At 46.0% G+C, this 14274-nt stretch carries 5 protein-coding genes; all 5 read right to left on the bottom strand.

Annotated elements, in window-relative coordinates:
• Position 1: 1 nt before the first annotated feature.
• The gene (locus BLQ81_RS18280; RefSeq protein ID WP_092733296.1) at positions 2 to 1120 is read right to left on the bottom strand and encodes a restriction endonuclease subunit S; all 1119 of its coding nucleotides are present in this window, start codon (positions 1118 to 1120) and stop codon (positions 2 to 4) included.
• Positions 1113 to 2162, bottom strand: a complete 1050-nt coding sequence (locus BLQ81_RS18275; protein ID WP_092733293.1) for a PDDEXK nuclease domain-containing protein — start codon at positions 2160 to 2162, stop codon at positions 1113 to 1115. Before BLQ81_RS18275 ends, BLQ81_RS18280 begins: the two co-directional genes overlap by 8 nt.
• Positions 2153 to 4642 (bottom strand): N-6 DNA methylase, encoded by a 2490-nt coding sequence (locus tag BLQ81_RS18270; protein WP_092733290.1) that lies wholly within the window; start codon positions 4640 to 4642, stop codon positions 2153 to 2155. The genes BLQ81_RS18275 and BLQ81_RS18270 overlap by 10 nt, the downstream gene beginning before the upstream one ends.
• 106 nt (positions 4643 to 4748) lie before the next feature.
• On the bottom strand, positions 4749 to 4871 hold the full coding sequence (locus BLQ81_RS22975; RefSeq protein ID WP_262481063.1) for a hypothetical protein: 123 nt from the start codon (positions 4869 to 4871) through the stop codon (positions 4749 to 4751).
• A 341-nt stretch (positions 4872 to 5212) separates the two neighbouring features.
• Positions 5213 to 13915, bottom strand: a complete 8703-nt coding sequence (locus tag BLQ81_RS18265) for a GH36-type glycosyl hydrolase domain-containing protein (RefSeq protein ID WP_092733287.1) — start codon at positions 13913 to 13915, stop codon at positions 5213 to 5215.
• Positions 13916 to 14274: the final 359 nt, after the last annotated feature.

Raw genomic sequence — 14274 nt, 5'->3', positions numbered from 1 at the left:
ATTACACCAACCTTATCCTCCCCGTTAATAAATTCTGCATCATCCCCAATTTTACCTTTTTGTATTTCTCCAATTTGGTTTCTAAGGCATTGATCTCGACATCCATATCCGAAAGAATGGTGGCGATATGGGTTTGTTCTTCTATAGACTTTGGGATGGGGATTTCAATGTTTCTTAATTGTCCGCCTGTAATAAGTGGTTGACCAGAACCAAATACAAGTTTATTAAGTTGGAAAAGAATTAAAAAACTAAAAATGAAATTTAAGTCAATTTTAGGTTTTAAGGAAATCATTATTGTATTATCAGAAACGCAATAGTTTCCATTAACAATATTTACAGTTCCAGCATTTGCCCCAACTCTCGCAACTAAAATCCTATGTCCAGAATAGTCAAAAGTGTTACACCAACCAATAATTCCAGTTGAACCAAAAGTAGGGTATTTCCCCTCTTTTGATTGTGTATTAGATTTTCCAGAACCAATATTTTCACAAATCTCCCCCAACTTCTTCACTTCCCAACCGGCTGTAGGTTGCAGCAGTTTTTGCATTGCCCCTTGCTTGATGTTGCGTTTTTTGGCAATGAGTTTTTCTAAACCAGTAATCAAGGCATCGGCATCGGATAGGGCGGTGGCTATAGCGGTTTGTTCGGCTTTGGTGGGAATAGGAATTTTAGTTTCTGAAACAGTCTTCCATTCTGCTCTTGGCATTTTGGTGCCAGTTGATAAATTTGCAGCTTCAATGATTTTATCGCTTTGAACTAATTGATAAAGAAATTTATTTGAAGTTTCCTTTTCTGATTTCAAAACCCAAATTTCAGTTGTACAAACACCATCAAAATCAGCAAGCAAATATTTTCTAAGATAGGGTCTTAGTTTACCAAAAAGAACATCACCTTTTTCAAAAATTGATTTTTGACTTTTTAAATCCTGTGAATTGGCAAAGCCAAGCAATATCCCAGAACCTTGTGACAAATGTTCTAACTCAATACACTTATAGATTTCACTAGAAGTAACAGGATTTATTCTTGCTTTTGAAGGACAACAAATTTCTCCAAACTCCTTCACCTCCCAATCACTTGGAATTAACCCTACTTCGGTTTGTTTGTATGCCGTATTACTCATTTTCGCCCTCCATTCTATTGTCAAACAATTGCCTTTTGAGTTCCAGTTCTTTATGGAGTTTATCTTTAAGCAATTGGCGGTCGGGTAGCTCGGTCAGGTATTCAGCTACTTTTATGCCCGCGTTTTCGAGTTGTAATAATTCTATTTGTTCGTGTCCGCCTTCGGCACAAAGGATTAGACCAAGTGGTGTTTCTTCGCTTGCTTGTTTTTCGAATTTATCGAGCCAACGCAGGTAGAGTTCCATTTGTCCTTTGTAGGCAGCTTTAAATTTGCCCAATTTTAGTTCAATGGCAATGAGCCGTTTCAATTTGCGGTGGTAAAAAAGCAGGTCTAGATAAAAATCTTCTCCGTCTATAATCATTCGTTTTTGGCGTTCTACAAAGGTAAAACCCACACCTAGCTCCATAATAAACTGCTCAATCGAAACAATCAGGCTGTCTTCGAGATTTTTCTCGCTGTACATTCCTTTTAAACCCGTGAAGTCTAAAAAGTAAGGACTTTTGAATATCAAATCAGGTGAAAGGTTTTCACCTTGTTGCATATTGGCAAGTTCTGTTTTGATGACCTCGTCTGGCTTGCCACTTATGATTGTACGCTCATACAACATTCCATCTATTCTACCTCTTAGCGTATCTCTGCCCCAGGCTTCGTTCAGCGCCATTGTAAGGTAAAAATCCCTTTTAATTTCCTCTTTCAGTGATAAAAGCTCTATGAAATGCGACCAGCTCAATTTGGTCGCAGCCTGCGACACAATCTGAAAATCAGGAAATAATTCGGCAAACTGCATCATTCTTCTGATGTTTCTTTCCTGAAATCCACGTTTTCCATATTGCGCCTGCAATTTTGTCGCCAGTTGCGACACAATCTGTTTTCCGTATTCTGCTCGTTGGTTATCAAGAAAATCGTTATTGATACGATTGCCAATTTTCCAATACAAAAGCGTAATAGTTGTATTACTTGTGTTTGCAACAAAAGTTCTTGCTTCTTCAATAAGTCGAGCTATATCATCGAATAACTGATTTTGAAATTTATTTAACCCCATACAAATCCCATTTTTTCAAGGTGAGCGTTTACTTTTTCTTCCAGTTTGGCTACATCGGTGGTTTGCTTAGGTAGCGGTGTTTCGTATCGCTCTGCCAGTTCTTTGATGCGTTGGGTTAGGCGTTGGCTGATGCGTTCCATTTCGGTCTTTACACTTCGTTCTATGCTTGCCATCCATTTATCATCCACCACAAGTTGTTTGATCTCGGTTTCGGTGAGTGTTTTGTAGCGTTCTATCACTTTTATATCCAAGTCGATGATAGCCTCTTTTATTTTTTTGTTGATTTCGGCTTGGGTTTCTACCAGCTCTAGGTACTGTTCTAGAATTGCCTGTTCGCCATAGGAAGCTTCCGGTTCAGCTGCGATCAGATAAGTAGGTTTTTTGGATTTTGGCTTATTTGCCAAGAGTTCCTTTAATCTCTTTTGCACATTGGCTTTGTTCACTTTATCCAGATCCGCAAAGTATCCATCCTCCGTTGAATGCTCCTCCTCTAATTCAGTCAGTTGGGTAGCAATGGTTTCTTTGTCGGCTTCCAATTTTTCAATTGCCTTTTTTTCAGCTTGGAAGTAGCGGTCTATCACCAAGGTTTTTGGTGCCAAATCGCAATCCCACACCGTAGCCGATTTGGTTTGTTTGATGATGCTCAGTTCTGCTTTCCACCCATCCACCGCTATCAGATAGCAATCGTCCTGCATGACTTCATTCCAATAATTCATCAAATGCTGATACACATCGTATTTGTCCATCAGGGCTTTGCCAGTGTAGGTCGCCAGCACATCTTCGGAAATCCGATATATGGTTTGCTTTGGTTTTTGCCCTCCACTAGCCATGGGGGTTAAAGTTTTTAAAAATTGGGTATTCTTGGTTTTCCAGCCTTCAAACAAAGCATCCATTTCTTGGCTAAATGCCACAAATTCGGGGTGCTGAAAGATCTCGCTTTTTACCTGTGCCGGTTCGACCGTAAGTTGCGAATAGTTTTGGCGGCCATCTTTAAAGAGTTGTTTGCGTAGGTTGGGATAAACGTTCCAATATTCTTCCAAAGCATCAATATCCGCATTGGGAATATCGCCCAATAAATGCGCTTCAATATCTTGGATGTCTTCCGATTCCTGGCTGTCTATGTATCGGGGAATATTCAGGTTGAAATCATTTTTTGGGTCACTGATTTCATCCACAGGTACCAGTCTGCTAAACTTGGGCAATTCAATCTGTTTATTAAAAACATCCACAATCTTGTGAATGTCCTGTTCACGCAGGCGGTTTTTGTTACCGTCTTTGATGAAGCCCTTGCTTGCATCCACCAAAAAGATATGTTTGCGCTCACTAGCTCCCTCTTTGTCTAAAACTATGATACAAGCAGGGATGCCCGTACCATAAAACAAGTTAGCGGGTAAGCCGATAATCCCTTTGATATAACCACGCAAAATCAGGCTCTTGCGGATTTCAGCCTCGGCATTGCCTCTGAACAACACACCATGCGGCAATATACAAGCCCCTTTGCCTGTGCTTTTTAATGATTTGAGAATGTGGAGTAGAAATGCATAATCACCGTTTTTGTCTGGTGGTGTTTTATAAGATGCTTTACCGGTTTTGGCACTTTCAATTTCATCCTTTTCAAAGCGGCCATATAGGTCGTCTTGGGGATTAAAACCAGAAGCCCAGTTTACGGATGAGAAAGGAGGATTGGCCACCACAAAGTCGAAAGTTTTGAGATAGCCGTTGCTGTCTTTAAAAAAGGGATCGGAAAGGGTGCTTTGTCCGCGGTGGATTTCAATCGCTTCCTGTCCATGCAATATCATGTTCATCCGGGCAAGTGCAGCCGTTGCCACATCTTTCTCCTGTCCGTATATAGTGCCTTTGCCATCAGCCTCGTCCAATGCTTTCAAGAGCAAAGATCCGGAGCCGCATGTCGGGTCATAAAAGGTGGTTTTGTTGGTAGCATCGTGAATACTCAGCACTTTAGCCATTACCCGGCTTACTTCACTTGGCGTATAGAATTGACCTTTACTCTTGCCGCTTTCGGTAGCAAAGTTTTTCATCAAATATTCAAAGGCATCGCCCAGAATATCATCGCCACCTGCGCGGTTTTTAGAAAAATCAAGTGCAGGATTTTCAAAAATGGCAATCAGGTTGGTGAGTTTGTCCACCATTTCTTTACCCTTGCCCAATTTATCATCGTCTGCAAAATCGGCTACATCTATCACGCCTTTCAGGTCGTTGGCCTTCGCCAATTCACCTATGATAATGTTGATTTGGTTGCCAATATCCTTGTTGCCTTTTAAGGCTTGCATATCCTTGAAACTTCCACCTTGAGGTATTTCAATAATCGCATCAGGGTCATTGGCATATTTGTCACTCACATATTTTACAAACAACAATACAAGAATATAATCCTTGTATTGACTTGGGTCCATTCCGCCTCTCAGCTCATCACAACTTGCCCAAAGGGAACTGTATAATTCAGATTTTTTGATTGCCATTATTCTTGTCTTGTTCTACTAATTTTTAATCAGTTTCTGTGTTGGTAAAGACAGTTTTAAAATAGCCGAAATAGTCATTTGTCCGGTGGCTATTTCTCTGATGTCTTTATGCAGCAAAAATTTCATTCTCATATTGTTGGTTAATGGGTCTTTTCACACTGACCACCAAATCGTTCATTACCCCCATTTTTTGGCTAATAGCTGCCTTATTTGCTTCACTGATCTCCATATTTTATGGTGAAATATTTTTTATCACTTAGCAAGAAGGCCCTTAGTTCCAGATTCCTTTTCGGACTCGCCTGCCAACAAGTATCCCTCCACGAAATCATCCTCGGGTAGCTGATTGGCTGATACGTCTGTAAGCTTGTCTTCAAGTTTTTTTGCTGAGTATCGATGGGAAAAATCTGCCTTGCTTCGGCTGTTCGATCAGTTCAGGTTTCGGCTTGCTCTTGTTTCGAATCGAAAAAATAGAGTTACCGCCTTGATTACCCCTGATCGAAAATCGCCGAGTAATTTGTACTAATGTTATAATTTTTAAGCAAAGTTTCCAAATTTCTCCCCACGAAATTTTTATGCCGATCCAGCTCCTCTGATTCTCAGTAAAATCTCATGGTGCTGCCTGTCCCGCTTGAGGGGGAGCATGGCGGCAGCTTCTTCGAAATGCACTGCTTCCCCATCGATGCTGCCTTCCAGCAAGCCGGTTTGCAGTCCCTCGGGATTGTCGACTTGAATGTGATAGCTCGTCTCCTCATCCTCCAGCCTCAGGTCGATGCTGAATCCCTTCCAGCTTGCCGAAATCGCGGGCTTCAGCAGAATGGAGTCCCCATTCAATCGCAAGCCGAGCACAGACTCCAGGGCCACCCGATACATCCATCCGGCCGAACCGGTGTACCAGGACCAGCCTCCCTGTCCCGTGAGGGCTTTTTCTCCATAGATATCCGCGACCACGACAAAGGGCTCCACCTTGTAGGTGTTGGCCGACTGCCGGTCGAGCGCATGGTTGATGGGGTTGATCATGTGAAGGTAGTGCAGGGCTTTTTCTCCCATTCCCGTCTCTGCAAAGGCCTTTACCGTCCAAAGCGCGGCATGGGTGTATTGCCCGCCATTTTCCCGCACACCGGGGATATAGCCCTTGATGTAGCCCGGATCCTTGGGTGTTTTGTCAAAAGGCGGGGCAAGCAGCCGGATGATTCTGTCCTTTTCCGACACCAGGTGTTCTTCGAGTGCGGCCAAGACCTGCCTGCTTCGCTCCTCGGAAGCGACACCCGAGAAAATGGACCAAGCCTGAGAGATTGCATCGATCCTGCATTCTTCATTTTGGGAAGAGCCGAGCGGAGTGCCGTCGTCGTAGAATGCCCGCAGGTACCATTTTCCATCCCAGCCCTCCGTATTCAGCACCTCATTCAGTTTTTTCGCTACAGCGAGGTAATGCTCCGCGCGTGTCGGGTCATTCATTTTTCGGCAGATTTTTTCAAAGCGGGTCAGCACATGGTAGATGAAAAAGCCCAGCCAGACACTTTCCCCTTTTCCGTTTTCTCCCACGCGGTTCATGCCGTCGTTCCAGTCTCCTCCGCCGATCAGCGGCAGTCCATGGATGCCGAATTTGAGGGAGATATCGATTGCCTTGCAGCAGTGCTGGTAGATCGTCCCCTTTTCATCCAGGCTATGCGGGTGCAGGTAGGCTTCGTGCTCAAATGCTTCGAGTTTCCGCGAGGAAATGTAAGGCGCATATTCAGTCAGTATGGACTCGTCCCCGGTAGATTGGCAGTAAAATTCCACCACATAGGGAAGCCAGAGCCGGTCGTCGGTGATTTTGGAACGGATGCCTCGCCCGGTTGGCATGTGCCACCAATGCAGGACATCGCCTTCCTTGAATTGCTTTTCGGCATGGATCAAAATCTGATTTCGGCAAAGCTTCGGATCCACATAGAGGGCAGCAGTGGAATCCTGCAACTGATCCCGGAATCCAAAGGCACCCCCGGCCTGATAAAAGGCCGTGCGGGCCCACATTCGGCTGGATAAATTTTGGTACATCAGCCAGCCGTTTACCATGATGTCCAGGGATCGATCGGGCGTGGTGATCACGACTTTTGTCAGCGTTTTTCTCCAAAACTCCTGAATGGACTCCAGTTCGGCATCGGTATGGACGCTGTCCGAAAAGCGCTGGATCAGTGCATCGGCTTCATTTCTGTTGGCACATTCGCCTTCCAAAAAGAGAAGGGATACACTCTGACCCGGTGCCAGATCAAAACTGGTCTGGATCACCGAACAGGGGTCTCCGCCCAGGCTGACGCGGTTGTCCAGCAGTCGATCGGTGGCGACCACGAGGGGCTTGCTCAGGGAGCGATTTCGCCCTATAAAGCGCTTTCGATCCGTGCTGTGGCGGAATTGCGCAGTGTCCATCGGGTTGATGACAGCCGAGAAGACGGTACGCCCGGCAAACTCATTGTTGTAATTGTTTTTGGCATAGAGGGTACTTCCATCCGCTGAGATTTCCTGATTGACAAACCGGGAGGCACTCCTCCGCTCTACGCCCAAGACCCGCTCCAAATATCGGAATACAGAGAGCCTTTGGGTTTCGCCACTCTGATTTTTCAGGATGAGCTTGGAGATTTTTACCGGCTCATGTTGGGGGACAAACTGAATCAGCGATTGGTCCAGGCCATTTGAGAAATGCTCAAAGCGGGTAAAGCCAAAGCCGTGAATCACCCGGTAAAATCCCGAGCTGTTTACCGGCCCGGGGGTAGGGGACCAGTATTTTCGTTTGACTTCATCCCGGATGTAAAAAGCCTCGGAGTGGGTGTCCTGGATCGGATCATTTGACCAGGAGCTGAGCTTGTTTTCACGGCTGTTTTCACTCCAGGTGTAGCCGGCACCCCGCTCTGAGACTGTAAATCCGAATTTGGCATTGGCAATCACATTGATCCAGGGTGCAGGCGGAAATACCGGGTAGCCGGTTTCCACATCTCTTTTGATCAATATATGATACTCCCGTCCATCTGCCGAGAATCCGCCATAGCCATTGAAGAATTGCAGTCCCGACTGACTCTGTTCATACAATTCATCGATATCGTAGGCGGGATCTTTCAGGGGCAGGTAGTTGGCCGGTTCATCCCCTTTGTTCCAGGAGCTAGTCTCCGCGGGCGGGATGATTCTAGATAAATCGGGCAGCTGCTTGTCGAAAATAGCGTGAGCTACCGTCAGCAGGAGGGTCAGATCATCTCGTTGGATTTTATCAGATCTACAGAGGAAGATCCCGCCTCTTCGGTTCATGATGTCCCGCTCGAGGGAGGACTCAATCGCCACCTGAATGGCTTCCTGAATTTCGTCGATATATCCGGGTGCATGTTCGTTGATGATGAGCAATTCGGATTCAATGCCCCGCAGACGCCAAAAGGTATGGGCTTTGATTAAAATCTTCAGCTGCTTGAGTTGGCTGGCTTCATTGATCCGGAAGATGACCAGCGGGAAATCTCCCGAAATGCCATAGGCCCAGAGGTCTTGCTGCTTTTTATGGTTGATCAGGAGGTACTTTTTATCTGCCCGATAGGAAGGATCCGCATAGTACAGGTAGGAGGCGAGTTTTTGGAAATAATGCGCCTGCCGGGTTTTGATGGCGAGGTGGTTAAGCTCCACCAAACCGTAAATGGAGGCAAGGTCAAAAGCCCTGTTTACGGCAAGTTGGCTGTCGTACAGGTCTGCCAGTTGGATGGCGGCCTCTCTCGAATCGGCAAAGCCCAGCCCAAAAGTGACCTGGATTTTCTCTCCGGGGTTGAGCGAGATTTGTTTTCTGAAGCTGACAATCGGATCCGATACATTCCCCTGGAATCCCTTGAATATGTTTCCATCATCCATGGCTTCGGGATTGCTCAGCGATCTGCCTTTGCCGATGAAATTTGACCTCTCGGTTTCAAAATAAAGTGGGCTATTCAGATTGTCCTGATTGTTGCCGGCAAAGGTGTGAACCAGCCAGATGGGTTTTTCATTTTCACTGCGAGGCCTGCGCTTGGCAATGATGGAATGGTGGGTATTGAGGTATTCGGTCTCGATAAAGAGTTTGGAAAATGCAGGGTGGGCATTGTGATCCACCAGCCTGTTCAAGACGACTTCCGCATAGCTCGATACCTCCAGCGTGCGCTTTCGGTCGGCATAGTTGGTCAGAGTAAGTTTACGGAGTTCGATTTGATGATCGGGAGAAACGCAGATTTCCGTGGTGGTCTCGATCCAGTCGTCCACCCGGGAGCAGACCACTTTTCCGTTGTGAAACCAGGTGTCATATCTGTCGGGCTTACTCCTGACCGGCTGATGCATGGCCGACCAGAACTTTCCACTTTCGGTGTCTTTGATGTAAAAGAACAATCCCAGTGGATCAATGGTGGAATCCGGTTTCCAGGCGTTCATCACAATCCCGTTATGGCCGGAATAGCCGGTGCCTGCATGGGTGATCATCGCTGAGAAATTCCCATTGGAGAGCGTATGCAGCCTTGGGGGACTTGCGTCGAGTTCGTTGATTCCGGAGTGGTCTGCTACATAGTTAGCAGATGATTTGATGGCAGGTTCGAGTTCGGCATCAATCGGATGGGGCTCTTTGATCGGTGCCCCACGCGGGATGCGTTCCTGCAGGAGGAGCTCACAACTTTTGACACGGCGGTCCGCGTGGAAGTTTTCAGTGATGGAGCAGCCATTCAATATATTATCCAAAGCGATCAGACTCATCCCGTGATGGTGAACCATATAGGTTTTCACTAGTTTGAAGGGCACATCCTCGGTGAGGTGGGAATGGGTGAAATCGATCGCATCATAGAATCCAAAAAGGCCGAAACCTCCGATTTTTTCGATGTCATTCAGGTTTTGAATCGAAACTTTCGATTTGACCATCAGAGCGAGCATGCTTGCATAGGGGGCAACCACATATTCATCCGCCAAACCTCGCTTCAAACCAAGCCCCGGCACACCAAAAGTCCGGTATTGGTAGTGTAAGTCGATATTGAGAAAGTAATAGGCACTTTCAGAAAACCCCCAGGGAAGATCCCGGTCATCCCCGTAGTGTTTTTGCCAGTTGATCACATTGTGAAAGGTGTGAGTCATCATGGTGTCGGGATAAGATTTAAAAAAGAGCAAAGGCATCAAGTACTCAAACATGGTACCGCCCCATGAAAGCAGCATCTCGTCCCGGTTGATGCGGGTGAGCCTTCTACTCAGCCTAAACCAGTGTTCGACGGGCACATCGCCTTTTGCGATGGCGACGTAGGAGGCAATCCGTGCCTCACTTGCCAGGAGGTCATAGGTGCTGTTGTCAAACTGTGCCGAATCCAAATTATATCCAATACTGAACAGGCCTCTCTTTTTCTGATAGAGAAAAGAGAAATCCATCTCGTCGATCATTTTTTCGGCCAGCACGACGATTTCATCAGCCTGATTCAACCATTTTTCCAGTAGGAGATTGCAGGAGTGATCCCGGTAATTCTCCTTGAGCATGACATTCAATTCATCGGGTGAAAAGGCATTGATGTCCAGCTGATCCGGCAGGGTCAGGCATTTGTATTCCTCTATCGCCCGCTCGACATGCTTGAGTGGACTTTCTATCCAAAAGAGCAGATTTTCCCTGTTCCGGTCATCCATATTGCTCCCGAGTGACATCAGGTCGACCGCACTCAGATTGACGGCATCCTCTTTTAAAGCCTTCAGCAATTCCAGGTTGAGACTTTGATTCTTCGCGGATGCAGTGCTGAGCTTGCTGAGCATCAAATCTGCGTGATGGAGAATTTGATCAAATGATGATTTGGAAAAGGACTCCTTACCTGAGTATTCGTTAAAAATCACTTCAATCGTCAGCAAAGTGTCCCGCAGTCCGATGATGAAATTTTTGTTGATCCCGCGGGATCCCATCACCTGAATGATGGCTTCTTTGGTTACTATTAAGCTGGCGGCGAGGTTTCCGGAGTCGACGGTAGAGATGTATTTGGGATTCAGGATTCCTCCCAGTCGGGTTTCATACCAATTAAAGAGATGGCCGGCGTATTTTTCCAGATTAAGAACTGCCTGTAACGATTTCTGCTGTCGTTCGAGCAAGGTGCCGAGGGTGATGTAGCCCATATTGTAGGCCACTTGGTTGGATACCAGTGCCAATCCAATATTGGTCGGAGAGGTTCGCTCTGCGGCGGGGAGTGGGGGGTCCTCCTGATAATTGTCCGGAGGCAGCCAAAAATGCTCATCATTCACAAATCGCTCGAAATAGAACCAAGTGCGTCTGGCATACATGCGGAGCTTCAACTGCTCCTCTTCCGAGATAATTTCGGGGCTTTTTTTAAAGGGCTGACTGATGTACCACATGTAAAGCGGAGAGCCGGACCAGAGCAGGAAGACCGGAGTCACAATCCACAAATAGGGAGGAGCAAGGACAATGGCCGTGAACAGGATAAAAATCCCCAGTAAAACGGAAATGAGCATTAATCGAAAGTAGACCCCCGGGGAATTTGGGCTGAGTTTCTCGGCATGGGAAGCCGTGGTCCATTCGAGTAGCCACTTTTTTGAAAAGATCAGGCGGTATAAGGTCCGGAAAGCTGCATCCAGTTGAATGGCGGTCTGATGTGGGACGATGATGATGGTAGAAATGGCCTGAACGGTATTTATTCTCAAGTTATCCCGTACTTTTTCCATGTAGAGCTTCCATCGGACCCGTGCCGGTCTGTTGAGCAGGTCGCTCGAAAAACTCACATAAGTAGGGAATGCCAAAATTCCCAAAGCTGCGGCTGTCCAGATCCATCCTGATCCGGGCAGCCAAAACAGGCCGGCGATAAAGAAAATGGTCAGAAACAAAAAATTCAGGGATCGGCGAAGGTTATCAAAAATTTTCCATTTCGATAAAAGGCTGAGCTCATTCCGGATTTTCCCCTTTGGCCCCGGTACAAATTGAAATAACCAGGAAGCAATCTGCCAATCGCCCCGTGTCCAGCGGTGGTTACGTTTGACGAAACTCAGGTAAGTGCTTGGGTAGTCGTCAAACAATTCAATATCAGTGGCCAGCCCCGTTCTCAAATAGGTGCTTTCGATGAGGTCATGGGAGAGGATTCTGTTTTCGGGAAACTTGTTGTTTAAAACCAAGTGAAAGGCTTTGACATCATAGATCCCCTTGCCCGTAAAAATGGCTTCACCGATCAGGTCCTGATAAATGTCGGAGACGGCTGCGGAATAGGGGTCTATTCCCACATTTCCGGAGAAAATTCTTGAAAACCAGGTTTTTTTGGCGGATTCGGGAAAAAATGAAATGCGTGGCTGAATGATCGCATAGCCCCTGGTAATTCTTTTTTTATCCGCGTCATATTGGGCTTTGTTGAGCGGATGCGCGATGGTGCTGACTAGTTTTGTGGCAGATCCTGGCGGCAGTTTTGTGTCGGCATCGAGGGTGATGACATAGTGTATCGGCGTGGAATTGAGCGTGTCTAGGAATTCCCCGGCAAAAAACCGGTAGGAGGTCGCAGTGCCGGGATCACAGATTAAGTTGTTTAATTCTTCGAGTTTCCCCCGTTTTCTTTCCCAACCCATCCATGCGTTTTCAGATTTATTCCACTGACGTTCGCGATGGAGCATAAAAAATTTGTTGCCATACTGGGAGGAATACTTCGCATTGAGGGCGTCGATTGCATTTTTGGCGGTGATGAGGATGGCTCCATCGCCTGCTAAATTCTGGCTGTCCGCATCCCTGAAGTCGGAAAGTAAAGCAAATTGAAGTCCCGTGTCCGGGTTGGCAAAAGCATGGATCTCCATGTTTTCAATCTGAAGCAATGCCTCTTCGGGTGATGCTAAGAGAGTAGGGATAACGACGAGCGTGCGGGAAGCGTCTGGAATATTCTCCTTGTAATCCATCTTGGGAAGAACCCGAGGGGGAAGAAAAAATGAAAAAAACCGGTTTACCGCTATGATGGACAGTTCGAGTGCCGGAAAAAAAGCGACAAGAATTACAGAAATGATTACCAGAGGAGAATAACTGATCGTACCGGTGGAATACCACAAGACTCCCACAAAGGAAAGGGCAACTAGAAAAATGGTGTAGAGGTATAGGCGAAAATCTGACTCATAGGCCTGGTAAAATCGCTCTCTGAGCGGGGCAGAGTACCCGACAATCTTTTTAAGCTCAGGTGATCCATCCCCGACGAGGTAATAGCCGATGTGGTTTTTTATCTGCGTGGAATCAAACAACAAGGTTCTTTCAGTTCCATTGCTGACCAAAGCCTGTGCTTTTGCCAAGTCCAAAGCGCGGTTGGATACCTGATACTCTTCGAGATCCGAATGTCTGCTGATTTTTTCCACAGTCCTGCGGTAGCTGTCCCGGGTCTGAAAATCCATTTCCGAATAGTACCCGGCAGGATCTTCTTTGAGAATCCTGTGGATGACGGAGCAATCCTCCACAAAATCCGACCAGTCTGTTTCGGTAATTTCCCGTAATGAAATAATGGCATTTTGAATATTGACCTGAAGCCTGGACTGCTTTTGTGCCTCCAAACGCATGGCGTCTTCCAGGGTGATATCGTATTGGTTGATGTGATAATTGAACCAGCGTTTTTGTTCCTCGTGCATCAGACCGATGGATTGAAGCTGATTGAACAACTCCAAAAGATACAGGAGCCCTAACTTTTCGGAATGGTCTATTGCCCAGCCGCTAATCGCATGCGCGAAGGATCCTGGCTCTTTTAAATCCTCCTTTTCAATTTTTCTTATAAACTTCTCAACTTCACTTTTGATGTTTTTCTGCTCCAAAATCCGGGAGGCTTTCTCTGCCAATATTTGGATAAGAAACAATCGAATCATAATGGGTATCGCCCAGAGTTCTCCCAGCAGAAGCGTTTTCTCCTCCTGATAACTTCGGATATATTCTACCGTGACTTCATTGTTCAACACATTATCGGTGTGTGTGAGCATATTGAGCACGATCTCATATACCCTTGGGAACCCCTTGTGTTCCCCGATGGTCAGGATGGGGATGTTTTTTTGATAGGCTTTTGGGAAGTCAATGGCAATCTGTACAATCTGTTCCTGAATGATGTAAAAGTTGTCCATCAGCCATTCTGAAGCCGGCGAAATCTCTTTTTCTGATTTCACATACTTCGACAGGGTCCGATAGGTCTCAGTAAGTATCTCTTTGGAGTCTTCCAGAATCGGCTTAATCGGGATCGATTTGTTGGAGGTTGGGGAGACTTTATGAATTTTGGCCAAACTAATGGCACTCTCCTTCAAGAAGTTGATGTTAAATGAGACTGTCAGTTGTTCCTTCATAGATAGTAAATTATGCCCCTACACTTTTGCCAACGTGCAGGAAAAATCCCCGGCCACTTGATACGGAAATACCTTAGGCCTGAGCCCATGGACTGATAGTGCTTCTGAGGAATTTGAAAATGATAATCACCGACAAATGAATAATTTCCAGAAGCCTTGCTTCAATTCAGAATTAAGGCACTTTCATTAAATAAAAAATGATCCGGTGTCAGTCCTCCTCCCTCAATTTTTTAAATATACACTAAAATTACTGGTTTCAGTTAAGCTAATTGACTGAAGAATAAGGTTAAACTAAAATACTTTTGAAAACTGATAAAGTAAGCCGAGCCAGAAATGGATTTCCTTTTTGAGGACTGAGT

Source organism: Algoriphagus alkaliphilus (genome assembly GCF_900103735.1).
Classification (GTDB): domain Bacteria; phylum Bacteroidota; class Bacteroidia; order Cytophagales; family Cyclobacteriaceae; genus Algoriphagus; species Algoriphagus alkaliphilus.
The sequence above is the reverse complement of the archived record's forward strand: the minus strand, read 5'-3'. Positions and strand labels throughout refer to the sequence as shown.

Excerpts from the sequence above, each read along its gene's own strand:
- BLQ81_RS18275 (WP_092733293.1), bottom strand. The coding sequence starts at position 2,162 with ATGGGGTTAAATAAATTTCAAAATCAGTTATTCGATGATATAGCTCGA.
- BLQ81_RS22975 (WP_262481063.1), bottom strand. The coding sequence starts at position 4,871 with ATGGAGATCAGTGAAGCAAATAAGGCAGCTATTAGCCAAAAAATGGGG.
- BLQ81_RS18265 (WP_092733287.1), bottom strand. The coding sequence starts at position 13,915 with ATGAAGGAACAACTGACAGTCTCATTTAACATCAACTTCTTGAAGGAG.
- BLQ81_RS18270 (WP_092733290.1), bottom strand. The coding sequence starts at position 4,642 with ATGGCAATCAAAAAATCTGAATTATACAGTTCCCTTTGGGCAAGTTGT.
- BLQ81_RS18280 (WP_092733296.1), bottom strand. The coding sequence starts at position 1,120 with ATGAGTAATACGGCATACAAACAAACCGAAGTAGGGTTAATTCCAAGT.